This window comes from Photobacterium sp. 53610, assembly GCF_036409375.1.
Classification (GTDB): domain Bacteria; phylum Pseudomonadota; class Gammaproteobacteria; order Enterobacterales; family Vibrionaceae; genus Photobacterium.
In genome coordinates this window covers 354,746-378,187 of the sequence record NZ_JAXOFS010000002.1, presented here as the reverse complement: position 1 = coordinate 378,187, position 23,442 = coordinate 354,746, and the positions used below count along the sequence as shown (strand labels likewise).

Below are 23,442 nucleotides of genomic sequence, written 5' to 3'. Positions count from 1 at the left end.
TTTTCGATCCAGGCAGTCAGAGCGTTTCAGCCGGACGTGATCTCAGAAAGCGTGCAAACCTCGGGATACGATTTTGGGTGAATCCGTTATACCTGAAGGTCACAATACTGCCGATTTCGGGCGGGGAAGCGCGCTCTGCATCGCTGAAGCCTGAGCCAATTTTAAAGAGCGGGTGATTGTCCATCTTCACCCAGATTGCTCCGGTCAGTCCCTGATATTTTCCTTTTCCCGGTTCGTAACCAACGACGATCGCTTCTGCATCTTCGAATCGCTTCAGTTTCAGCAAACCATCTGCTTTGCCCGCGATATAACGTTGTTTGCCCCGATGCAGCATCAGACCTTCGCCTCCATGGCTTTCGACTTCATTCAGCCAGTGCTCCAGAGTCTGTATTGAATCCAGCTTTCGCTGATGAACCGCTTTGATCTGTTGCAGGTGTAATGAATCAATCAGGGGCGTGACATGTGCCAACCGTTCATCGAATATGCCTGGCTGGTCCGGGGCATCAAATACCATGAACTGAATCTTCCGCCACAGGGTTTCGTTGGGGACGCTATCCAGAACGGTTTGCATGGTCAGATGAAACTGGTTCCTGCCTGCCCATAATTCACCTTCTAACGCTTCTTTGGGAAAGTCTTTCGTAAACCAGTCAGGCGCATGAATCTGATGACCCGATCGTGTCTGCAGCTGGCTGCCAGTCCAGAAGGCACGTACGCCATCCAGTTTTTCACTGACCCAATAGTCGGTGATGACGCTTCCTGCCGGGAGCACGACAGTATCATCCTGCCAGTCAATGGAATGTGCCCGCATGGTTGTTACAGTTTCCTTGGCGAGGGTCTGCGGGCTGAGCGCAAGCATGATCATGATGGCAAGTGCAGAATACTTCATCATTTCGTTCCTTTCATAATGGAAAAGGTACACGATAATTGAGTGCCGGACGGAGGAGAGTATCGGGTGCTTTCAGAAAGCGTAAGACTGCGGCTTATATGTAAATTCCTGTGTCAGATTCACCGCGGCAGTCATCAGCTTTGCGAAAGAAACCATGATAAAAACCGGGTTCATCCGCCCGGAATACGGGGTGCTGTCCGAAAAATAACGTGAGAGACTGACGGGTGAGCAAACAGCCTTTATTATTGAAAGTACTCTGACATCTCAGGAAATGAGTATGTTAGGCTAATGAACAGTTTGTGATTGCCTGCCTGTGTCTGTCAAACGGGTAAGTGAATAGGAGTATGGGATGGAGTTGATGTCAAACTGGAAAGTGACTCTGGTCGCTGGTTTTATTGCCGGCGCTGCACTGGCATCGGCAATTGGGCATTTTCAGCAACAACCCCAGGCTGTTGAACTGAAATCACTGCGTGAAAAAAACGCTGGGCAAATTGAGCAAATTCAAAGCCTGAGCGGGCGGTTAGATACGCTTGAGACCCTCGAAACAGAAAAAGCCATTGCATTTAAAAAACTGCAAGAGACGCTGGCCGAAAAAGAGCAGGCACTGGAAACGCTTCAGAAAGATTACGAAAAACAACTTGCCTCACTGAAGCAGCAAAAAAAACAGTTGTCTGTCAGCAAAGAAAAGCTGGATACCAAAGTTGAAACGCTGACTGAAGCCACCAAAAAACAGCAGACCGTTTTGTCGAACTCAAAGGCGTTGTATCAGCAGCAGCTTGAGCTGCAGAAACAGCTCAGTCAGGCCGATGCAGAGCTGAAGCAGGCACGACGTGTGGCAGATGAATTCAAAAAGCCTTGTGAAGAATTCAAAACAGGTCAAAGCTGGAATTGGGTGTCTCAGGCGGACTGCGATCGGTATGAAGAGAAACTTGCCAAAGTGACTGAAGCAGAAGTGGAAAAAACTGCGCTTCAAAATGAGTTGGATGTACTGAACGCAAAAATTGATGTCGCACTGCCAAAAGAAAATTAAGCTTGAATCAGGGAAGGGGAAGTGTGATGGCTTTAACGGTGTGTCAGGATAGCGTGGTGAATGTGCAGGATCTGCTGGCAGATATTCCTGAAAACTTGCCTGAAGAACTGTTTCAGAACTTACTGGTCTCATCACATTTGCGAGTTGAGCGGATTGTCTCGCGGGGTCACCAGACACCAGAAGGTGATTGGTACGATCAGGATGAAAACGAGTGGGTTCTGCTCATACAAGGTGAAGCCGAGCTGGTTTTTGATGACTCCAGGCCGCCGGTCCACTTAAAAACCGGTCAAAGTGTTTTTTTGCCGGCTCATTGCCGCCACAGGGTGAACTGGACAGCGGAAGGCGAACACACAATTTGGCTTGCCATCTTTTTCCCGGCTGAAAATGAAATCTGAATGAGTCTAAAACGGCACCTTGAGGGTGCCGTTTCCATTTGGATATCAGCCCAGAACCATTCCGACTGGCCGGGCAAGAGCAACCGGGAACTGGCGTTCTTTTGCCAGAGCTTCTGCTTTCGCAACAATATCTGAGGCTTTCAATTGCATTGTGACAGGAAAGCGGCCTTCCCAGTCATGATGCAGGCCACTTTGCTGCTCGGTGATCAGGTTTTCATTCACCAGTTGTTGCAAAATTCGTTCGGCGGCAGTGAGTGCAGAAGATGCTTTGACGATCTCTGTACGGGCATACCGTTGCCCGGCAAATGACACGTCAGCTGCTCGCAGCGACGGGTCTTGTCCCGGAATTTGCTGCGCACCAAACAAAGGCGGACCACCGACCTGAGCGTCCAGATAGGCTGGAATAAATTTTGCGACATGCGCAATGGCTCGTTGGGTACGCTGTTTAATATCTTGCGGCTGCCAGCCGTTTCTCAGCATGTTTTTAAACCGTGTGTCGAGGACAGGCTGAGCACTCTGATCTGTGCTACTGACGAGCCCGTCCTTGAACAGGGTAATATCCTGTGTCATACCATGAAGCTGAAAATATCCATCCGGGTAAGGAGTCAGTTGCGCCATGCCTTCAGGTGTCCCTCGCTGACCGTGGAAAATAACCTCCGGCCAGTCGGCTGTATTGTCCGCCCAGTGGGTGACGTAGGCTGCTTTAAATTCGACCAGTCGCTGTCGTTTGTGCCGGGCCATATCATCAAGGATGCCGGTACGATAACCGCAGGCATTGATCAGATAATCGACCGTTGTTGTCTGGCTGACACAATCATCGCAATCCGGATCCATTGTCTGATAGGTGATTTTCCATTGAAGCGATTCCGTATCCTGCTGAATATCAGTCACACTGGCTTGTGTGAGAATTCGGCTGTTTGGGAGTGCTTCCAGCCCGAGTGAGACAGTTGCAGCCAGACGGAATACACTGACGCCGTATTCCTGAACCAGAACAAACGGGAACTTGAACTCATCCAGATTCAGGTGTTTGGCGACAGGAATCATCCAGTCATCAGCGCAGGACGCATTGGCGGGTAAATCCTGTTTGGCCAGGTGTTCCATGTCGTCACGATAGTAAAGACGGAAATAATTATCCGGATGGCCAAGAACGGCATTGGTTGCATCTTGCTGAACCAGTGCACGGTAATGGTTTTGCAGCTGTGTCAGTCTTGGCAGCAATTGCTCAGGGTGGCCTGGGTCCTGTTTCGGAACTGCGACGACAGTTGGACGGATATTGGCACTGTGCTGATACACACGCAGGGTATCAATCGACTGCTCAAGCAGTTGAAGACACTGATGATCGGAAATTTCACGATACAGGTTACCACCTGCATGAAGATGGCAGATTGGCGGGCCATTTACTAAACTTCGGCCTTCTTCAAAAAGGGTTACCCTGAATCCTTGTTCGGCAAGCTGGAGCGCAATGGTAGAGCCAGCCATTCCTCCGCCAATAACCCCGATTTTTAGGTGGTTATTGGGTTGTTTCTTGCCTGTTTCAGTCATAATCAATGGTATTTCAACATATCAGTTATCAAATGTTATAGGTTGCATTCTACTTGCCTCAAGTCATGTTTTAAACACTGATGTTTCTGTAAAAAGTCTGTTTGTCTATTTTTTATTGTCAGCCTCAATTTACATTGTAAATTATGAGGATTATTTTTTTGGCGCTTATGCGCCAGCAACTCAAATTTATCGGAATGTCAATTTTTTGAAGCGGGGGAACAGGTCTTTTCTCAGGGCTGTGTGAACTTTTCTTTATCTATGCGTGCAGTGTCTTATTTTTATCTTAGAAAAGATAATTCCGTGGCATAACTTGTTCATTCTCTTGCATAAAGACTTTTCTCTGTCTAACCCTAAGAGGTGGTGGTGAACAGAGAACAAGGAAAATGTGATGATGAAAATGATTAAATTCGTTCCGTTGGCAATATTTCTATCCGGCTCAGTTTATGCGGCTACAGATAATCCGTGGTATTTCGGAGCTCGGGTTGGTGGCACACACTTCGATAGTTTTGATGGTGCTCTTGACGGCCAGAAAGATAATTTTGGACAAGATGACTGGGGGGGCGGTGTTTTCCTCGGTTACCAGTTTTCGCCCGTGGTCGGTTTTGAAGGTGGATACACCTATTTAGGCGAAGCGGATTACGATCTGGGCAGTGGCGGATTTGAAGCCTATGGTTTAGATCTGGTTGCAAAACTGTCCTGGCCCGTTACTGACGTGATTGATATTTACGCCAAAGCCGGTGGTTTTTACTTCAACGCTGATAATAGTGTCAATGATAAAGATGACGATGGATTATCGGCAACCGGGGGGCTGGGGGCTGAGTTTTATATTAACCCGAGCATGTCAACCCGGCTTGAATACCAGTATTACAATCAGGTTGGCCGAAATGACCCGGGTAAGGCAGATATCCACTTTTATGGTGTCAGCCTTGTATACCACTGGGGCGGGGCAGCTCCGGTACAGGCAGAGACCATGGCACCCGCCTCAGAGCCTGCGGCTTTACCACCATCAATGATACAGCCTCTGCGTGTTGCTTTGCCCTTTGACTTTGACAGCAGCAAGCTGACGCAGGCTGATTTTGACCGCTTAAAACCCATCGCAGATCGCTTGGTGGAATATCCGGACAGTAAATTGCAGGTCATTGGCCATACAGACGCATCCGGTACGCCTGCGTATAACCAGAAATTGTCTGAGGAAAGGGCAGCCGCGGTTGCGGGCTATCTGGCAGGCTACTTCAGCATCGGTATGGACCGGATCGAAATTAAAGGTTTTGGTGAGCGGGATGCGATTGCTCCGAATAATACCGAAGAAGGACGTGCGAAGAACCGTCGTGTTGAGGCCTACATGCCGGGTATGACGATGGAAAATGGTCAGTAAATCATTTTTCAGTGATAGTTTATCCAGGGCCTCCGTTTGGAGGCCCTTTTGTATTTTCATTATTTTTCTCTGTTTGCGAGCGCGGCTGCGGGATTAATTTAAGATTCATTCGCATTTGCATCAAAACAGGAAAGTGAATTCCAGGACAAGATAATTCGCAGGCATTCCTTTGCAGAATCCTTCAACTTATCGGGTGATATCGCTTGATATGCACTGAACCCACCTTTTCATTGAGGATAAAGCATGAACAAAGGAGTCTTCATTTGGGCTGCAATTGCGGCTCTGCTATTTTCTGTGACTGGATATGCTGATGAAACTGAAAACCGGATTTTACAATTTAAGGTTGATCCGCGAATTGTTGGCGGTACTGATGCGGTGACCGAAGACTGGCAGTTCTTTACCCAACTGACGGCACGACATGGAAACCGTCCCTATTGTGGCGCAAGTTATCTGGGAAATGGTTATGTTCTGACTGCTGCCCATTGTGTCGACAGTCATCGGGCATCTGATTTGTCAGTCAAAATCGGCGCACATCAGTTTGATGGCACTGACGGTATCCGGGCTAACGTAAGTCAGATTTACATCCATCCACAGTATGTCAGACAAACGCTTAGTTTTGATATGGCCTTACTGAAGCTGGACAGAGTTGTGATTGCTCCTGTGGTTGAAATTGCGGCGGGCAATCTGAATCAATACGCCGCTTTGGGAGATAAATTGCGCGTTGCTGGCGTTGGCCGCTTGACCGAAAATGGGACAAGCCCGTCGATCTTGCAGGAAGTGACGGTTCCTCTGGTAAGTGATGCCATTTGCCGGCAGGGTGGTCCGAGTTATCAAAGTGTCGGGATTGATAATTTCTGCGCCGGTTACCCGCAGGGTCAGAAAGATTCCTGTCAGGGAGACAGCGGCGGGCCAATTATTGTGAAACGTCAGGGACAAATCACACAGCTAGGCATCGTAAGCTGGGGGATTGGTTGCGCCCGTCCCGGCATGTATGGCGTGTACACAGATATTGCAGAACTCCGTCCCTGGGTTGATGACGTGATTTCGGGGACAGGACAGGCGGTATCTCTGACTTACCGGAAACAGACTGTTTTACCCGACTTTTCTGTCGGGGAGTTACGTCATCACGAATTTGTCTTCACCAATACTGGTGAAACGCAAATTACGATTGGTGACGTCTGGGCAAAAGCAACCGGCACCGCTGATGTGGCAGTCATTGCAGCGGATACCTGTTCGGTCAGTGTTTTGAATCAGCATCAGGACTGTGGAGTCCGGGTTGAATTTGGCGGAACTGCGCCAGGCCAGGCAGGAGTGACATTGTCACTGGAGGTGGATCAGATTCAGGGCAAGGTTGAAGCCAGTGTTTCAGCGACGGTTCTGGATAACAGCAGCGGGGATCAATATGAGTATGTCTACCCGGCCGGACTGGGGCAGTACCGGCCCGGAACTGTAGTCCTTGCAACGGATGGGAAACGCTATCAGTGCAGGCCATTTCCGAACAGTCAGTGGTGTAATTTCGGTGGTGCTTATGCTCCGGGAACGGGTTGGGCTGCTTCAGATGCCTGGCTGACACTGTAATATATGTGAGTGAAAATTGTTTCGAACCGTCTGTAAAATCAAGGCATCCGATGAGAAGGATGCCTTAACTTTTTTGTGAGTACTACGGGGTGGTGCACTGAGGGCGTTTTGCAACCGAAGGCGGTAAGCGTTTGATTTCTGCCTTCAGGTCATCAATTCGGGTGGCGTGTGAAGGGTGGGTTGATAAAATCTCCGGTGGCTGTGAACCGCCGCTTGCTTTATTCATATTTTGCCAGAGCGCGATACTCTGGTTCGGGTCGAAACCGGCCTGTGACATCATCCGAAGCCCGATAATATCTGATTCTGATTCCTGAGCCCGGCCATACGGCATCAGGATACCGTACTGAACCCCCAGTCCCAAACCGGCCATGGCCATTTCCTGATATTCGGTTCCACCTAACGCGACGCTGGAGAGTTGTAAGCCAAGGTTGGCGAGTTGGGTGCGTGACAGCCGCTCGTTACTGTGTTTTGCCAGAACATGCCCAATTTCATGTCCAATGACTGCAGCCAGCTGATCCTGATTGGTCGCTACACCGAGCAGTCCTGTATAAACCCCGATTTTACCTCCGGGAAGGGCAAAGGCATTGATCTGATCGCTGTCAAAAACCACGACTTCCCAGCCCGGACGATTGGGTTGGCTGCCTAACTGCGCGGTGAGTGCCCGGGTCACGCACTGGACGTAACTGTTGATTTTAGGATCTGTGCTAATTTTTTCCTTATCTTTCATTTGCTCGAAGGATTGGACACCGAGCTGGGACATATCCTGTTCAGAAAACAGCAATACCTGTTGCCTGCCAGTTGGTGAGTTACTGCAGGCGGAGATAAAAAGTGCACTTGCCAGCATGCTCGTCAGGCGAAGTGAATGGAACAATCTCATAGCGCTCACTCCTTTGTCTTATGAGTATATGTCATGTGATTCGCCGCTTATCAGCCAAATTCAGAGATGCTATGCTGAGGCGTCGAAAATGATTGTAAGGAACGTCAATGTCGATTTGGCAAAAGAAATTTGACCTGAATGATTTAAATCAAACGTCTAAAAACACCCTGGTTGAACATATCGGCATTGAGTATTGTGCCTTTGATGACAATAGCTTAACGGCTATCATGCCAGTAGATGCAAGAACTCACCAGCCTTTTGGAATGTTGCACGGTGGTGCTTCAGTTGTCCTGGCCGAAACCCTTGGATCTATTGCGGCCAATATGTGTGTCAGTGAGGATAAATATTGTGTTGGTCTGGATATCAACGCCAATCATATCCGGGTTGTTCGCACTGGTTTCGTGACAGGTAAAGCGGAGCCGATTCACCTGGGGGCAACGACTCAGGTCTGGCAAATCACGATTACAGATGAACGGGGCAATTTGGTCTGTACCAGTCGTCTGACGATGGCTGTTCTTCGCGACAAGAAAACGGAGCGCTCATGAATCTGACTTTCAGCCAGGGAAGAATCATCGCGAATCATCACGAACTGGTCATTCGGCTTGACGGAAGCGCCCGGGTTACCCTGCAGGCCAGTGCAGAAGATGTCCGGTTAATTCAGCAGCCGCAGTTAATCATCGCGACCGGAAGTGGCGTTCAGTGGTCTATTCATTTAGATAACAGCGAACAGCTCAAAGAATTATCCGAATGTCTGGGAATTGCTATCGATAAAATGTAAAAAGGAAGAGGTGCTTAAAATGAAGACAGGCACCTTTTTTGTTTTGAGGGTTATATCGCGAAGTGAAGCTTTGTGGTTGAGAATGGACCTGACTTTGTCACAGAATCACTCAGCTTCACCTCAATATTATTGACAATATTATAAAGAGTTTGCTTTTTTGCTGTGGTTGTTCACGGCGATAGAAAAGGATATCTATGCAAGAGCATCATCTGAACCGAATTGCCATCAAGGCATTTCGAACCCTGTTTGCAGGGCCTCCCGATTTTTGCAACTTACAGACAACATTTTATGGTTGGGTTGCGTTCTTATCTTCTGGTAAGCAGCGTGCAGTCATCAAGTTTTGTCGTCAGGTTGGCAGATTAAGTAAGGAAATTCATGCATTAAAGCGGCTGGACACATATATAGACTGTAAAGTGCCGGAAGTCTTATTTTTTGGCTATGAAGAGGGGTGCGAATATATTGTCATGGAATGGGTTGAGGGTATACCGGCACATGAGTTACCCAAAGAACAGAATGCAATCCATGTGTTTTCAGAACACTTCACTGATTTATTGATTCAAATGCATGAGCAGCCGCAGCACAATGGATTTGAAATCATAGAAAATAAATATACCTCTCACTTAATTCCTGCGTTTGATGAATGGATGACACCGGTTCTGAGATATTTAACAAGCAGTGCTTCCCCGTTTTCGACCGAATTAAAGAAAAACTATGAAGGAATGTGGGAGGAGCGGCATGAACTGCTGGCGCCGATCAATACTGAACCTTCTTTTGTGCATGATGACTGCCATTTAGGGAATGTTCTGTTCGACCCGGACACATACAAAGTGGTGGCTGTATTGGATCCCGCGGATGCGGGTGTTAAACACCGGGAATTTGATTTATTCCACTTAAATGACATCCGGCCAGAGTTGGATCTGATTACACGTTATGCTGAAAAGTCTCCGCTGGCTGAAGGATACGAAGTTCGTCGCTGGTATCTGAGTTTGTGGGATGATGCAAAGCACGCTTCTAATATCGGGTGGTATGATGAACAGCATTTGCTTCATAAAATGCGTCAGTATCAGCGTGTCTCAGAGCGCCGGTCGCGTCCCTGATATGTTCTGATCGTGAATTTTGAGATGTTCAAGTGTCCGCACAATTTGAGTTTGTGGTGAAGTCAGTATGAAGAAGTTGTTTCCATTGCTTTTTGTCAGTCTCTTTTCCGGCTGTATGTCGACAGAAATGATCCGGACAACGACGTCGGAAGTGTCCAAGTCGCCTGAACAGGTTCGGGTCGGGCAGGCAAGTCTCCAGTCAGAAACTTTGCCTGCGGCTCAGAGGGCCACTCAGTCCGTGAAAACATCGGCAGTGCAGGCGGGAAAGTCAGCGAAAGCCACTTTGGTGCAGCCTGAGCCAGCAAAACCCGTGACAAAAACCAAAGACGGTAAATTGATCCTGGGGCATCAGGAGTGGGTGTGGTTTAACCCGGCGAAGCAATTTGTACGTGCTCATGTTGTTCAGACACAATCGGTCTCGACTTTAGGTGTCAATGCCATAGTGCCTTTCGAACGTGACGGACGCCCGTGGGTTAAGTTTAAAGTTTTGGGGAAGGCACTGGAAATGCCGGTTGATCGCTGGCAGGAAAGTGATGAACAGGAGTTTGCTGTCGTCCAGGTGAGGACTGTCCTGGGGGAACTGAATGAGATGACTGACTTTGTGCTTGTGGAGGGTCAGGATGTCCGGTTGGGTGCAGATTTTATCCGGGACGTTGCTGTTGTTGATACTTCCAGAAAGTACGTTCAGCCAAAGACGAAAATGAACTGATCTGATGAAGTAATCGCCTTCAATATTTGTCGATAATCAGGCCGCACCAGGATGCGGCCTGATTTTTTCAATGATTTAAGGTGTTTGTACTGTTACTTCGTAGCTGGTGAATTTTCGAATGTTTATCACACCGGTATCGAAAATCAGATATTGCCCTTTGATACCCAGAAGAACCCCTTCAACGACGGCTTCCTTATCAAAATTGTGTGAAGTGATTTTGGTTGGATACTGACTGACCGGGTAGGCAATCTGTACGATTTCTTTATCCAGTCGTTCAATGGCATCGACGCCAAACTGTAAAAGCAGATCCTGAAGTCTGGATTCGATTGCCGGAAGCAGATGGTGGGCTTCGGCTTTTAAATCGAGAGCGTCTGAATCACCTTTTAGCATTGCACGCCAGTTGGTTTTGTCCGCAATAAATTCTGCCAGAGCCACTTCGACTAAGCCGGAAAGGTGGCGATTTTTAACTCTCAGTATCGGTAAAGCCTGTGTTGCCCCCTGATCAATCCAGCGGGTCGGGATTTGAGTGTGCCGGGTAATTCCGACTTTCAGCCCAGATGTGTTCGACAGGTAGACATAGTGCGGCACCATACAATGTGTATCGCCCCACTCAGGCTCCCGGCAGGTGCCCTGCGCATAATGGCAGGTTTCAGGCTTCATCACGCACATATCGCAACGAGCCAGTTTTTTCATACAGGGAAAACAGTGTCCTTGTGAGTAGCTTTTTTTCGTTTTCTTACCGCAGGCATCGCAGTAAATATTGCCGGTAAAAGTCAGCCGGAGCGGCTTGCCGATCAGGGGATTCAGATCGAGGGTTTCATCGCCGACCAGAAGTTGGTAGTTCACAACATCGCCAAGCGATGAACGCATTTTGCTCAGTGTACCTTGCATGTGTGCTCTCTGTTACATTGCTTCAGTTGGGATCTGTGTCCCTTTGCGGTCCAGTGTATCATCTGGCGCCAGTAAGAAAAAACCGGCCACGCGGGCCGGTTATGCTGTCTTCAGTCTTGATTTAGCGGTTTTCCAGCCTGTTGTAATCCAGCAGGCCGGATTCGACAGGGTGGTTGATTCTGTAAATCTGATTTAACTGATCACTGAATGCCCAAAAGTTCGGGTCTGTTCTCCGGACCGAGACTTTATCCAGCAGGGCCTGGTAATCTTCCTCGCTGTAAATTCGCTTGGCCTGTGTGACGACATCAGCCAGGTCAGATTCCCGAATATGCCAGAAAACACTCGGGTAACTGCCCAGTAAGCCATGGACCAGCGTCAGGTTATCCTGAGATGGTTCCCGGTTCTTTTCTTCCTCAAACAGGCTGGAAATATTTTTATGCGCGCTGTTACGGGCTAGTGTCAGTAGTTGCGGCTGAACTTTCGGGTCATTCGGTTCAATCATGATGAACGTCAGTTCAGGATATAAGGTTGCCTGGCGGCCCTGAATACGGGCGAGCGCACGAAGCTGGTTGATACTGTCTTTGCTTAGTTTCAGGTTGTCCAGCGCATATCGTGTCTTATCCTGATCAACACCGGCCAACTTCTTCTTCAGCATCTGCATCAGTTCCGCTTTCGGATGATCTGTCTGATAACGGATCCCCGATGGCTGAGAGAAATCATTGATATCACCCTGCAGGAAGTTCTGCAGCGGCTGATTGGCATCCTGATACCAGTCGGCCAGCTCGGCGTGTCGTGTGTTGGGTGGCAACAGCGACAGGAAGTTAGATTCACCTTCCATCCGCAGGAAGTCCATGTACATGCGGGTTAGCAGCTGATGACCAAAGTTTCCGTAAACATCAAATCCTGCGACAAGAAGATAGTGAATTCGCTCAATGAGTGAATAATCGAGAACCCAGGCTGTTTTCGGAGGAGTGCCCACTAAACCTTTCACCACAGTTGCGCTGTCAAAGTGACGGAAGATCGTCAGGGCTGCATTGTCGTTAAAACCGTCACCATCCCAAATTAAGTCAGTGGTCAGATGCTCACCATTCTTGAAGGTCCGGTTCATGAATTCATTTTTCGCGCGCAGGAAACGGCCTTGCTGTTTGGAGTAGGTGACCCAGTTGTGTAACGGCAGGGCAGTACTGTTTTTTTCAGCCGGCAAGCGCAGGTTATCTGCCTGTGAGGCATAAAAGGCAGCCACTTCAGGAATATCTGCCATATCCGGGTCGACAAAGACGACCCAGAATCTGTCATTGATGACATTCAGTGCCAGCTGACCACGGCAGACCGGTCCTTTGATGAAACCCATGATGGTATGCTGGGAATTGTCGATCATATACCGGTATCGGGCACTGACAGGAAGCTGATCAAAGGCCAGTAATGGGTTCGCAGCCAGTTCAGGCGTATACCCCGGCAAGGCACTGATAGTGTATTCAGGTTGAATGAAATGTTCGTTTAAACGGGCCAGACGCTCGTCATTCAGTACAAACGGCATATGGGTCTTATCGACAATCGTTTCGCGCACCGGAAGAATACGGTAATAAACCCGTGATACACCCGGATCGTCGAACGGGCGTCGTGTTGCGATCAGATCAACCGGTTCTCCCGGCGCTGTGCGGGAACGCACAATGCGGAAAAACGCTGTCTTTCCATCTGATGACTGAACACCAGAGAAGTAGAGATGGGATACAAACCAGTGCTCAAACAGGTACCGGGCGGTGAGCTGATGTTTGAAATCATTCTGGTTCAGGAATGTTTCCCATTTGTTTATTTCGTCTCTGGCTTCCGGTGAGACTGTATTTTGACTAGTCATGGGGGCGCCTGCAGCAACCCAGTCCATCAGAAGCTGGTGTTCATTTTCTGCCAATTTGGGCAGCCCGTAAGGCATCCCCCAAAGCGGGTAAGATTGCTCAAAGGCAGACATTTCTTCAATCGTCGGGCATTGCTGGTTTCTGTCCAGCGAGAAATCCCAGTTGCCGGACAATACTTTTTCATCAGGTAACGGATGAGCCTGTTTCAGGGTCAGCATTCTGGCAATGACACTTAACTGAGTATTGGTTTCCGGGCTTTGCATCCGCTCATTTAAGACCGCATTGAAACCTTTCTGACGCCATTCATCCGTACTGTGCGCATCAATAAACATGCGGGTCGTATTGGCTGCGATCAGCCGTGTTCCCTGATAGACTTTTTCTTTGTTCGCGCCCCGGTCAATCCCTTCTGCTGAGGACATCTTTAACTGGCAGGGAGCATCGTAACAGGCATGACAGACAACACAGCGGTTTTCGACAAGCGGCTTGACTTCGTTCAGGTACCGTTGCGCCAGACTGGCTTCTGCGGGCAGGATTCTTTTCTGGGGTTCTGGCTGACCGTAGAGCTGATCGAGATTGAATCCGGCGTAGGTCGCACAACCTGAAAGGACCAGCACAAAAAACAGCAGCACTGGACGTTTAGTCAGTTTGGAAAAATGAAGGGTCATGAGTCTATCAAAGTCTGCCTGAAAAGCGTTAAGTATAAGTAATCGCAAGGTGATCTCAAGCTGTTTTAAACGATGTTCAATTAACTGGAGGGCGGTTCAGCTGGCAGTCAGATGAGCACTAAAAAACAGGGAGCTGAGTGCTCCCTGAAAGATTACTGATTGAAAATCGACTGGAACTCTTTTTTCATCGGCGGGTGACGACGAGCCTGTTTCAGTTGTTTACACAGATCTTTAACGCAATTACGCAGTACTTTGTCTAAAAGAACAGCTTTGTATTCGCTTTGTTCTTCTTCGCTCATCTGCTCTGGCAGTTGAGCATCCTGCATTTCGCCCAGGAAGTCGACGCCAGCATAGCTTTGACTGAGTGCAACCAGCGCATGAAATTGTTCGAAATTATCCAGTACGTTCTGAGCACTGGCCGGCAGTTCATCCCAGGCTTCCCGGGAAGTCGGTTCTGAGACCTTATACACATTGACCAGCATGTTTAACAGCTCTTCCGGTACCTGCTCAAATTCTACGACCTGGCGCAATTCAGGTGAGCAATCGTCCAGCGTGTACTCAACATTTTCGACCTGATCGAGGTCTTGTTTATCAATCTCAGACATACAAATTCCTAAGGGTGTTTTGAATAAAGGAAGCGAATGCTAATGACATAGCACTAAAAGTCAATATAGATGACTTTCTCTCTTTGAGATTAAGGTTCTTCAGAGAGATTGAAAGAGCTGAAATTAGGGGCTGAAAATTGCTTTCAAAATCGCGAGGTTGAATGCAGAGGTTGTGAACTGGACGGAGTAACGGGCGACACTTTGATATTCACTCTGTGCTATAAATGTTGTTAACGAATACCTAACAGAACAGCGGGATGCCTGAATGGATGCAATGCGAATATTGCTCGTCGATGATGTGCATGTAGAAAGATTACAATTAGCAGTGAGATTACAGCGCCTGGGTCATCATGTAGAAGCTGTGGGTTCGGGAGAAGAAGCGATTATTCGATATCCGAATTTTGAACCTGATCTGGTTTTAATGGATATCAGCATGCCGGAGATGGATGGTGTCGAAGTGGTACGGCAACTGCGTCGTCAGCATTCAGAATGGGTTCCGATCATTTTTCTCAGTGGTCACGATGAACCGGAAATGATTGCGAAGGCCATTGATATGGGCGGGGATGATTACCTGGTAAAGCCGGTTGATAAGATTGTACTGGTCTCCAAGCTCAAAGCCATGCAGCGTATTGCCAATATGCGTCATCAATTGAAAGCCACCTCTGAACAGCTCAGATTTGCAAACGAAAAGTTGTCGGAGCAAGTGAATGAGGATGGGCTGACTAAAATTGCGAACCGGCGTTATCTGGATATCAAACTTGCCGAATTCATATCAATTCATGGGCGCAGCGGAAATCCGCTGACTGTGATAATGATCGACGTTGATCACTTTAAGCCTTACAACGATCATTATGGGCATCTGGAAGGAGACCGCTGCCTGCAAATGGTGGCGAAAGAGTTGAAAGATAACTTCAGCCGGGCGGGAGAACTGGTGGCCCGATATGGCGGTGAAGAGTTTGTGGTCTTGCTGAGTCAATGCGATAAACAAAAAGCCATCAAAGAGTGTCAGCGTCTGAAAAAGTGCATTGAACGACTGGAAATTCCTCATACTCAATCGACGACATCGCATATTGTCACCGTCAGTCAGGGGATGGTTTCATGGGTCCCGACCGGGCTGGAAACGCCTGAGCACATCTACCAGATTGTCGATAAAGTGCTTTATCAGGCAAAAGAACATGGGAGAAACTGCTTTATTGCTGCAGAAGTCACCTGATTCTTGATTCATTACTGTGTATCCCCATCATTGATGGACTTTCCGCTTGTCGGATTCTTTGACCATGATAATCTCTTTTCAGGTCATGGATGGCGGTGTTTATCGCCATCCAACAGAAAACGATAAGAAAAAGGATCAATTTGTATGGAGATAACTCTTAGCCCTCTTGAAGCGAGAATCATTGGCTGTCTGCTGGAAAAAGAAGTGACCACGCCGGATCAGTATCCCCTTACTCTGAACTCACTGACAACTGCCTGTAATCAAAAAAGTAACCGCGATCCCGTGATGTCACTGGATGAAGCGACGGTGATGGATACGCTGGAAAGTCTGAAATCTAAGCGCCTGATTCAGGAAGTGACCGGCTTTGGCAGTCGTGTCACCAAATATCAGCACCGTTTTTGCAATACTGAATTCAGTACACTTCAGTTCTCTGAACAGGAAAAAGGCATTCTTTGTGTCTTACTGCTCCGAGGCCCGCAAACGGCAGGTGAAATTCGTACCAGAACGAACCGACTGTGCACATTTGCGGATGTGAAAGAAGCAGAGACTCTGCTTGCTTCTATGGCAGAAGACAGCAAAGGACCTTTTGTGGTCAAGCTTCCCCGTGAATCCGGTAAACGTGACAGTCGCTATATGCATTTATTTGGTGATGAAGACATCGCGCAAATGTCCTCAACGCAGAGTCAGTCTCAGTTGAGTGTTTCCGGTGGTCATGATGAGGAGACAGAGGAACGTCTGGCATTGCTCGAAGATGAAGTTGCATCGTTAAAAGAAGAAATTTTGATGCTGAAAGATAAAATCAGAGAGTTAAGTGAATAAGCGTGATCCTGTACCAATCTGGTTTGTCTATTTAATACGTACACGCTGTAATCGCCTATATTGTGGAGTAACGACGGATGTGAACCGTCGTTTCTCTGAACACCAGTCTGGTCAGAAAGGGGCCCGTTCTTTGAGAGGAAAAGGGCCTCTGATTCTGGCATGGAGTATCAGGATTGGGGATAAACGCAAGGCGATGCAGCTGGAATATAAAATTAAACAACTGCCTAAATCTGTCAAAGAGGCACTGGCTGCCAAACAAATCACGCTTGCCGAATTATTCCCCACCTGTTTTTAAGCTGCCTCTGAAAAATCTCAGTGTGCGGTGACGACTTTCAGTTTGTGTAGAAGTGGGGACGATTGTGAATAGATCATGGATATCTCGGCAAGTCATGGCGATTGGCCTGTTTGCTGCATTTTCTGCAACATCTGTGCAGGCAGCAGGCATTACCAGTCACCCTCAACCCGGCCAGCCCCTGAGTGAAAATGCGAAAAGACTGGTCAATCTGTATACGACATACATGCTCAAGGATGCAGTGCTTCAGGCTTGTACCAGGAGTATGGATGAAACCCGCCGACAGGTGAATGATCAATACATTGAATACTCCCGGCTCGCACTTGAATACATACAGGCGGGCCGGTTTGTTGTCAAAGAGCAGCTGCCAAAAGTGGATTTAATTGCCTGGCAGTCGAAATTAGCCCATTCGCAAGATTATTATGCAAATGGCTTTAGTGAATTTTCAGATGAGCGTGTAACATTGGAATGTCAGCACGTTGCAAATGCGCTGGAAGCAATGAATCAGCGTTTTGCAGCTTTACGGCGGCAATAATTAATTTTTACTGATGATCTGGAAACTCAATTATGGCTCTGAAAGCCACCATTTATAAAGCGCAAATGAATGTCGCTGATCTGGACAGGGATTGTTACCTTGACGGGTCACATACACTGGCTTGTCATCCGTCGGAGACACTGCAGCGGCTCATGTTACGGGTGTTGGCCTGGGGGCTGAATGCCGATCAGGATCTGGCCTTTACCAAAGGGCTCTGTGATACCGATGAGCCTGATTTGTGGAAAAAGAATCTGAGCGATGAGATCGAGCTGTGGGTTGAGCTGGGTCTGCCTGATGAAAAAAGGGTGAAACGCGCGGCCCAAAAAGCGGATCGCGTGGTGATTTATGCTTATGGTGATAATGCTGCGCCAATGTGGTGGCAGTCCATGAAATCAAAAGCTTCACAATATAAAAATGTTTCGGTTGTGTTCATCGAAGATGAAGCACTTGCATGCCTTGAGGGCATGGTTGAACGGACAATGCAACTGCAACTGACGATCGAAGGCGAGCACGCCTGGTTGTCCGGAAATACCGGCAATTGTACGGTCATCCCGCAGTGGTGGCAGCGCTCTGCTTAAATACGCTGAAAAGAGTGGCTTTCTGGCCACTCTTTTTGGCTCATTTCATGCTGTGACTATTTGGCGTACGCGCTGTATAGAGATTAATCATCCAAATTCCTTCTGTTGTTTTTTACCGGGATACTGAAGCGCGGGTGCTGACTTTTTGAAGCCAGGCCTGAAGATGAGGGAGTGACTCATCAACCTCGACGTTCAGATTTTTCATGAAATTGCACATCACAACGGCGGTAATGTCTGCCACAGAGAATTTCTCGCCAGCGATATAGGGCGACTTCGAGAGCTGTTGGTCCAGTTCCGGCAGAAATGCCACAAGGCGGTCCCGTGAGACTTCTCCCCATGCTTCAATACAGGTTTCACGGTCCTGATAAATACCGGTCAGATTCCTGAATGCCTGCATCGCAACCAATAAACCTTTCAATTCAACAATGCGTTGCCACATTTCAATCTGTGCTTTTTCAATCGGCGAATTGCCGAACAAAGACTTATCGGAAGGGTAACATTCGTCAAAATACCGGCAGATTGCGATGGATTCACAGATCGTAGTACCGTCATCCAGCTCCAGTACCGGAATTAAGTGGTTCGCGCTCTTGATCTGAAATGCTTCCGTTAGATTTTCGCCACTGCGGATATCAACGGAAACCCGTTCAACGTCGATGCCCATTTCGGCCAGAAAGATACTCACACGTCTTGCACTTGGGGAGGGGGCGAGCTCATAGATTTTCATCATGCACCTTTATCGGAATGAACGTTTAGATTAAAATCTAAGGGAATAAACAGCCTTACGTCAAGTACGTAACATGAAAAAAGATCCCAGTGAGAATCAATATGGCCAGAACCAAAAATTTTGACAGAGAAGAAAAGCTTATCCAGGCAATGGAACTGTTCTGGCAAAAAGGCTATGCCGACACTTCAGTGTCGGATTTGGTCGAACATCTGGAGATCAACCGATTCAGTCTTTACAACACTTATACGGATAAAGCCTCTCTTTTCAGTGAAGCGCTGGATTATTACTTGCAACAGGTGTCGTTTCCGCCATTGCGAAAAATTTTGCACGACGAAGCGGGTTACTCCGATATTCTGGCTTATCTGAAACGTTTTGTTGCCCTACAGCGCGATCAGAAATGTGGGTGTTTCATGCAAAATGCTTTGCTCGAACGGGCCCACTGTGATGAAAGTGTGCTGGCATCGGGTGGTTTACTCTTCGAAACCCTGGCTGCACGTTATCAACAGGCAATCCGGAATGCACAGGCAAGCGGTGAATGGGATAAAGCAACGGATCCGATTCAGTTCAGCCGATTTCTGGTCATGCAAATGCAGGGAATCCGGGTGCTCGGTAAAGCGCGGCAATATGAAATGCTGGAAGATGGGGTGGGTATCCTGCTGAATATGCTGGAGAACTTACACCTGGCCGGGAAATAATTTGCGGGAACAGGGGAAGAAGCACATTCTGAGATGAGGCTGGTGCTGGGGAAAGGGCCAGATCTCAGTCTGGCCCTTTGTAAATGGCTTATCAGATCCGGTATTTATGATGCTTCGGCCGCAGTCAGTCCCTGTTGCCAGAACGCAACTTCCATTCGTGTCGCTGTCCTGAAGATGTTGATGAGCTGCTGACCTCTCGGACTGTGTACAGAGATTTCTTCCAGCAGACTGTTCAGATAATGGATGCTGTTCTGTACATCGTGTTGGAAGGATTCGCCACCATACAGCGTAATCCAGCTGCTGTATGGGTTATTGGTTAAGTTGGTTTCAGTGGCATGAATCAGTCTTTCACCGATCATGGCATAACCAATCGCACAAGGTGCGAGGGCCGTAAACAGGTCAGCCATGTCGCCAGCCATGCCCGTATCAAGCACATAACGGGTGTAAGCCACAGTGCCGACATCTTCGGCTTCCGCCTCCATATCTGACTCAGTAAGTCCCCATTGTTCACAATAACTGATGTGATGATGCATCTCGCTGCCAATCAACGCTTGTAACCCCGGGAGAGGGCGTCGCATTTCGTCTAAAGTCCGCGCTTTAAAAATAGCCAGTGCGTAAGCACGGGCATAATGTTTCAGGAACAAAAAATCCTGTTTCAGATAGTGCAGGTAAGCCGCCGGGTTCAGTTCCCCACTGGCGAGTTGCTGCACAAAGATGTGGTGGGTGTAGTCATGCCAGTCATTTTGACATGCATTGATCAAATCCAGATGATTCATGTGTATTCCCTGAAATGTGTGTTTCTTGTGTTCTGACATGGCTTAAAAAGCCGGGACAAAATCTTTCGCTTTGGGGGCGTTATCGATGATCTTGTGTTGATACATAAAATCAGAGAATTGATCGTAGCGGGCCTGATCAACCGCTGCCGGACGGAGAGCAAAGCGCGGCAAGGTATCTCGCCAAGCCATTTTGTTCAGCTCATTGTCCAGGGTATCGGGTGAATATGAGATGAAGGTTTTCCAGGCCTGATCCGGGTGATTCACAATGTACTGCGTTGCTTTTTCCAGTGCCTTGTTGAATTTTTTGAGGTCTTCAGCGTTGTACTGTTTTTTATTGGCGACCACGACCAGTTCGTCATAAGGCGGTACACCGTGCTCCTCAGGGAAGAACGCTTTTGCCTGATAGCCTTCCAGTGCCAGCTGGTTTGACTCGAAGTTACGCAGGCCACCCCAGATGGCGTCAACTTTTCCGGATGCCAGCGAAGAAGAGAGTGCCCAGCCAACATTCACGATTTTGACCTCGGAGAAATCAACACCGGCTGTTTTCAGCATGGTACCAATAGTCGCTTCTTCATTTCCTGCAATGGCGATTCCAATGGTTTTTCCTTTCAGATCAGCCAGTGATTCAATCCCTTTTTTATCCAGGACCATCAAGGTGTTGAGCGGCGTTGCAATCAGGGTGGAAGCCCGAATCAACGGAAGACCTGCCGCCACATCAATTGTCAGGCTGGTCTGGTAAGAAATGGCTAAATCAGTTTTGCCTGCGGCAACCAGTTTGGCGGGCATGGACGGATCGGCTGGTTCCTGAATTTTAATGTCGAGCCCTTGCTCCTGAAACAGGCCATTTTTCTGAGCAATGATGATCGGGCCGTGATTAGGGTTAACAAACCAGTCCAGCATCAAGGTGAGTTCTTTCGCTTGTGCCTGGAATGTCACAGCTGTCACTGCGACAGCGATCGCGGTACGGGTGGGGAAGTGAATCATAAGCGTATCCTTGGTTAAATCATGATTGTGACTGACTGTTTTCAGGCAGCCATGGAATTGCGCGTTTCAGCAGAAAGTCTGTCCCGAAATAAAGAGCAACAGAGAGGCTGGCCAATATGATAAGAGCTGCAAACATCTCATCGATCATCATTCGGGCATTGGCCTGTAACATCAGGTAGCCCAGTCCTTCGCTGGCACCGACCCACTCACCGACAACGGCACCAATCGGTGCGACGACAACAGCCACACGGATTCCGGATGCCAGTGCCGGTAATGCAGCCGGCAGCCGGATGTGGCGCAGGATTTGCCAGCGAGTTGCATGAAGTGTTTTTGCCAGATCAAGATATCCTTGTGGTGTATGGCGAAGACCGTCATAGCAGCAGGTCGTCACCGGAAAGAAAATGATGATGGCAGCCATCACAACTTTGGAGGCGATACCGTATCCCAGCCAGAGCATCAGAATTGGGGCGAGTGCGAAAACAGGAATCGCCTGACTGGCTATCAGCAGGGGCAACATCCAGCGTCTGACAGGGGTAAAAAGCAGCATCAACAATGCACAAAAGAGTCCGACCCCTAACCCTGTGACCAGACCCAGCATGATTTCACAGGTTGTGACCCAGGCATGGCGAAGCAGTACATCGTGGCGCTGAATCAGTTTATTGAGTACAGCCAGTGGTTCCGGCAGGATAAAACCGGGCAATTGAAACACTGTGACCACAGCCTGCCAGCCGAGGGCCAGAACACCAAGACTGATCACCAGCCGAGCGAGCGGGTGATGGTGAATAGAACGTGTTTTGACAGGCGTGCCGGTCTGCCATTGAGCCAATAATTTAGTCATTGTGTTGGTTTACCAAACTCAGGGCTTTCAGGATCTGCTGCTGACAATTCACAAGACGGGCGTCGATTTCACGCGGAATCGTCCCGTCCGGGGTTGGCAGCGAGGTGATTTTTGCGGGCTGGCCTTGCATCAGGAACACAGAGTGTCCCAGACGGAGTGCTTCCTGAGGGTCATGTGTAATGAGCAGAACGGTTCGGTTTTCCAGCAGTTCTGCAGCCAGATCCTGCAATTTGTATCGTGTGACAGCATCCAGTGCTGAAAAAGGTTCATCCATTAATACGAGTGGCTGGTCCTGCATCAGGGTTCGGGCGAGTGAAACCCGCTGACGCATTCCGCCAGAGAGCCTTGATGGGGGGGCAGAGATGTATTTTTTTAAGCCGACGCGTTCTAACAGTGCAATCGCTTGTGACTGATGCGTCTCACTGACTTTTCCGTGTCTGAGCTGAACACCAAAGCAAACATTATCCAGCACATTCAGCCAGGGAAGCAGTAAATCCTGCTGAGCCATATAGGCAATCTGTGCATTCACAGGTTGGTTGCTGCTGGTTTTAATGCTCCCTTGCCAATGGACGTCGGCGGGTAATAATCCGGCCAGTAGCCTGAGTAATGTGGTTTTACCGCATCCGCTTTGCCCGAGAATGCAATGCCACTGGCCTGGGATTAAACTGAGATTCAGCTGTCTGAATAATGGCATTTCCTGATCAGGGTAATGCAAACGAATATTATTCAGCTGAACCCCCAAGCCTGCCTGCCGGTCAGTCATGTGGTTTTCTTCCTGACGAGTGATGATTTGCTCAGGCACCTGCTTTTCCTTAACGCGGCTGGAGTGAATAGAAGTGATGAACCGGGCCATGACCTTGGCCAATCCGAAGTTGATCCGCATGTAACAGGGCTTGCGTCAGATAGGCTTTCCCGCGTGTCACGGCTTCTGTGAGGGTGTGTCCCTGAGCCAGATAAGAAGCAATCGCTGCAGACAGCGTGCATCCCGTGCCATGCGTGTTCTGCGTCTGAACTCGCGAAGCAGTTAGGGTGACGGTGTCACTTTCTAGGATGAGATAGTCCGTGCTTTGTGCTTCCTGTTCCCAATGTCCCCCTTTCAGCAAAACAGCTTCAGTGTTGAGTTGTTTCAACTGCTCAATCAGCGCTTCTTTTTCTTCTGTTTCTTTTGTGTGCATAACAGTTGAAACTGTACCAGAAAGGGATGGATTTCGGGTTAAAGCGACTGCCTCTGGCAGATTTGGCGTGATCAGTGTTGCCAGAGGAAGAAGTTCTGATTTCAGGGTGGAAATGGCATCGGCTTCCAGTAATAAGTCACCGCTGGTTGCGACCATCACCGGGTCGAGAACGATGAATTTCGGCCGGTATTGACGCAGTTTTTTAGCAACAGCACGAATGATAGTCGCATCACTCAGCATGCCTATTTTTACCGATTGGATATCAAGGTCGCTGAAGACAGCATCCAGCTGTTGTTCAACAAACGCCGGGCTGACCGGAAAAATACCCGTTACGCTCTGTGTATTTTGAGCCGTCAGTGCCGTGATAACCGAGCAGGCATAGCCGCCAGTTGCCGAAATGGCTTTGATATCAGCCTGTATCCCGGCACCACCACCACTGTCTGAACCTGCAATTGTCAGTGTAATCGGGGTTTTAATTTCTGGGGAAAGTTCATGGTGAGCTGACTTGTTCATTTTCATCCCTTGGCATCAA

26 protein-coding genes are annotated in these 23,442 nt (G+C 48.5%); 14 read left to right on the top strand and 12 right to left on the bottom strand.

Features of this window, described 5'->3' with window-relative positions; translation table 11 throughout:
• Positions 1–16: 16 nt before the first annotated feature.
• Positions 17–889: a DNA ligase gene (locus tag SPK40_RS08315; protein WP_330960118.1), complete on the bottom strand. Its 873-nt coding sequence runs from the start codon at positions 887–889 to the stop codon at positions 17–19.
• A 346-nt stretch (positions 890–1,235) separates the two neighbouring features.
• Here SPK40_RS08315 and SPK40_RS08310 point away from each other — a divergent pair, with 346 nt between their 5' ends.
• Both SPK40_RS08310 and SPK40_RS08305 read left to right on the top strand, forming a co-directional pair.
• Positions 1,236–1,916 (top strand): chromosome segregation ATPase, encoded by a 681-nt coding sequence (locus tag SPK40_RS08310; RefSeq protein WP_248142199.1) that lies wholly within the window; start codon positions 1,236–1,238, stop codon positions 1,914–1,916.
• Between the two features lie 26 nt (positions 1,917–1,942).
• Positions 1,943–2,311 (top strand): cupin domain-containing protein, encoded by a 369-nt coding sequence (locus SPK40_RS08305; RefSeq protein ID WP_330960117.1) that lies wholly within the window; start codon positions 1,943–1,945, stop codon positions 2,309–2,311.
• Positions 2,312–2,356: 45 nt separating this feature from the next.
• Here SPK40_RS08305 and SPK40_RS08300 read toward each other — a convergent pair whose 3' ends face one another.
• Positions 2,357–3,853 carry an FAD-dependent oxidoreductase gene (locus SPK40_RS08300; protein ID WP_330960364.1) on the bottom strand — a complete coding sequence of 499 codons (1,497 nt, stop codon included), beginning with the start codon at positions 3,851–3,853 and terminating at the stop codon, positions 2,357–2,359.
• Positions 3,854–4,241: 388 nt separating this feature from the next.
• Between SPK40_RS08300 and SPK40_RS08295 the strand changes: the two genes are divergently transcribed.
• Both SPK40_RS08295 and SPK40_RS08290 read left to right on the top strand, forming a co-directional pair.
• Positions 4,242–5,228: an OmpA family protein gene (locus SPK40_RS08295; protein WP_330960116.1), complete on the top strand. Its 987-nt coding sequence runs from the start codon at positions 4,242–4,244 to the stop codon at positions 5,226–5,228.
• 243 nt (positions 5,229–5,471) lie between these two features.
• Positions 5,472–6,806: a trypsin-like serine protease gene (locus SPK40_RS08290; protein WP_330960115.1), complete on the top strand. Its 1,335-nt coding sequence runs from the start codon at positions 5,472–5,474 to the stop codon at positions 6,804–6,806.
• Positions 6,807–6,888: 82 nt separating this feature from the next.
• On the opposite strand, the gene SPK40_RS08285 is transcribed toward SPK40_RS08290, so the two are convergent.
• On the bottom strand, positions 6,889–7,683 hold the full coding sequence (locus SPK40_RS08285; RefSeq protein WP_330960114.1) for a M48 family metallopeptidase: 795 nt from the start codon (positions 7,681–7,683) through the stop codon (positions 6,889–6,891).
• A gap of 107 nt (positions 7,684–7,790) precedes the next feature.
• Here SPK40_RS08285 and SPK40_RS08280 point away from each other — a divergent pair, with 107 nt between their 5' ends.
• The 4 genes from SPK40_RS08280 to SPK40_RS08265 all read left to right on the top strand — a co-directional run bounded on the left by SPK40_RS08280 (position 7,791) and on the right by SPK40_RS08265 (position 10,267).
• Positions 7,791–8,228 carry a hotdog fold thioesterase gene (locus tag SPK40_RS08280; protein WP_248142205.1) on the top strand — a complete coding sequence of 146 codons (438 nt, stop codon included), beginning with the start codon at positions 7,791–7,793 and terminating at the stop codon, positions 8,226–8,228.
• Positions 8,225–8,461, top strand: coding sequence for a DUF3389 domain-containing protein (locus tag SPK40_RS08275; RefSeq protein WP_248142206.1), 237 nt, complete (start codon positions 8,225–8,227; stop codon positions 8,459–8,461). Before SPK40_RS08280 ends, SPK40_RS08275 begins: the two co-directional genes overlap by 4 nt.
• Positions 8,462–8,655: 194 nt before the next feature.
• The gene (locus tag SPK40_RS08270) at positions 8,656–9,558 is read left to right on the top strand and encodes a phosphotransferase (protein ID WP_330960113.1); all 903 of its coding nucleotides are present in this window, start codon (positions 8,656–8,658) and stop codon (positions 9,556–9,558) included.
• Between the two features lie 67 nt (positions 9,559–9,625).
• A complete protein-coding gene (locus SPK40_RS08265; RefSeq protein ID WP_330960112.1) occupies positions 9,626–10,267 on the top strand; it encodes a putative ATP-dependent zinc protease in 642 nt (213 codons plus the stop codon).
• A gap of 75 nt (positions 10,268–10,342) precedes the next feature.
• Here SPK40_RS08265 and SPK40_RS08260 read toward each other — a convergent pair whose 3' ends face one another.
• From SPK40_RS08260 to SPK40_RS08250, 3 genes are all read right to left on the bottom strand, one after another.
• Positions 10,343–11,158 (bottom strand): DUF2797 domain-containing protein, encoded by an 816-nt coding sequence (locus tag SPK40_RS08260; RefSeq protein WP_330960111.1) that lies wholly within the window; start codon positions 11,156–11,158, stop codon positions 10,343–10,345.
• A 121-nt stretch (positions 11,159–11,279) separates the two neighbouring features.
• A complete protein-coding gene (locus SPK40_RS08255; protein WP_330960110.1) occupies positions 11,280–13,676 on the bottom strand; it encodes a fatty acid cis/trans isomerase in 2,397 nt (798 codons plus the stop codon).
• A gap of 152 nt (positions 13,677–13,828) precedes the next feature.
• Positions 13,829–14,281: a DUF3069 domain-containing protein gene (locus tag SPK40_RS08250; RefSeq protein WP_248142211.1), complete on the bottom strand. Its 453-nt coding sequence runs from the start codon at positions 14,279–14,281 to the stop codon at positions 13,829–13,831.
• Between the two features lie 265 nt (positions 14,282–14,546).
• Here SPK40_RS08250 and SPK40_RS08245 point away from each other — a divergent pair, with 265 nt between their 5' ends.
• The 5 genes from SPK40_RS08245 (at position 14,547) to SPK40_RS08225 (ending at position 17,718) form a co-directional block, all read left to right on the top strand.
• A complete protein-coding gene (locus tag SPK40_RS08245; protein WP_248142212.1) occupies positions 14,547–15,494 on the top strand; it encodes a diguanylate cyclase domain-containing protein in 948 nt (315 codons plus the stop codon).
• Positions 15,495–15,638: 144 nt separating this feature from the next.
• Positions 15,639–16,313 (top strand): YceH family protein, encoded by a 675-nt coding sequence (locus SPK40_RS08240; RefSeq protein WP_330960109.1) that lies wholly within the window; start codon positions 15,639–15,641, stop codon positions 16,311–16,313.
• Positions 16,306–16,608 carry a GIY-YIG nuclease family protein gene (locus SPK40_RS08235; RefSeq protein ID WP_248142214.1) on the top strand — a complete coding sequence of 101 codons (303 nt, stop codon included), beginning with the start codon at positions 16,306–16,308 and terminating at the stop codon, positions 16,606–16,608. Before SPK40_RS08240 ends, SPK40_RS08235 begins: the two co-directional genes overlap by 8 nt.
• Positions 16,609–16,672: 64 nt before the next feature.
• Positions 16,673–17,140, top strand: a complete 468-nt coding sequence (locus SPK40_RS08230; RefSeq protein WP_248142215.1) for a hypothetical protein — start codon at positions 16,673–16,675, stop codon at positions 17,138–17,140.
• A 32-nt stretch (positions 17,141–17,172) separates the two neighbouring features.
• Positions 17,173–17,718, top strand: a complete 546-nt coding sequence (locus SPK40_RS08225) for a YaeQ family protein (protein ID WP_330960108.1) — start codon at positions 17,173–17,175, stop codon at positions 17,716–17,718.
• A 112-nt stretch (positions 17,719–17,830) separates the two neighbouring features.
• Here SPK40_RS08225 and SPK40_RS08220 read toward each other — a convergent pair whose 3' ends face one another.
• The gene (locus tag SPK40_RS08220) at positions 17,831–18,442 is read right to left on the bottom strand and encodes a glutathione S-transferase (protein ID WP_330960363.1); all 612 of its coding nucleotides are present in this window, start codon (positions 18,440–18,442) and stop codon (positions 17,831–17,833) included.
• A gap of 101 nt (positions 18,443–18,543) precedes the next feature.
• Here SPK40_RS08220 and SPK40_RS08215 point away from each other — a divergent pair, with 101 nt between their 5' ends.
• Complete coding sequence (locus SPK40_RS08215) at positions 18,544–19,137, top strand: TetR/AcrR family transcriptional regulator (protein WP_330960107.1); 594 nt, start codon at positions 18,544–18,546, stop codon at positions 19,135–19,137.
• Between the two features lie 104 nt (positions 19,138–19,241).
• Here the strand turns inward: SPK40_RS08215 and tenA are convergent, their stop codons facing one another.
• The 5 genes from tenA to thiD are packed head-to-tail and all read right to left on the bottom strand — an operon-like array spanning position 19,242 to position 23,423.
• Positions 19,242–19,913, bottom strand: coding sequence for a thiaminase II (gene tenA, locus SPK40_RS08210; RefSeq protein WP_330960106.1), 672 nt, complete (start codon positions 19,911–19,913; stop codon positions 19,242–19,244).
• Positions 19,914–19,955: 42 nt separating this feature from the next.
• Entirely contained in the window at positions 19,956–20,897 is a 942-nt protein-coding gene (locus SPK40_RS08205) for an ABC transporter substrate-binding protein (protein WP_248142219.1), read from the bottom strand.
• Between the two features lie 19 nt (positions 20,898–20,916).
• A complete protein-coding gene (locus tag SPK40_RS08200) occupies positions 20,917–21,735 on the bottom strand; it encodes an ABC transporter permease (RefSeq protein ID WP_442957559.1) in 819 nt (272 codons plus the stop codon).
• Positions 21,728–22,498, bottom strand: a complete 771-nt coding sequence (locus SPK40_RS08195; RefSeq protein WP_442957563.1) for an ABC transporter ATP-binding protein — start codon at positions 22,496–22,498, stop codon at positions 21,728–21,730. The genes SPK40_RS08200 and SPK40_RS08195 overlap by 8 nt, the downstream gene beginning before the upstream one ends.
• A gap of 49 nt (positions 22,499–22,547) precedes the next feature.
• Complete coding sequence (gene thiD, locus SPK40_RS08190; RefSeq protein WP_330960105.1) at positions 22,548–23,423, bottom strand: bifunctional hydroxymethylpyrimidine kinase/phosphomethylpyrimidine kinase; 876 nt, start codon at positions 23,421–23,423, stop codon at positions 22,548–22,550.
• Between the last annotated feature and the right edge of the window lie 19 nt (positions 23,424–23,442).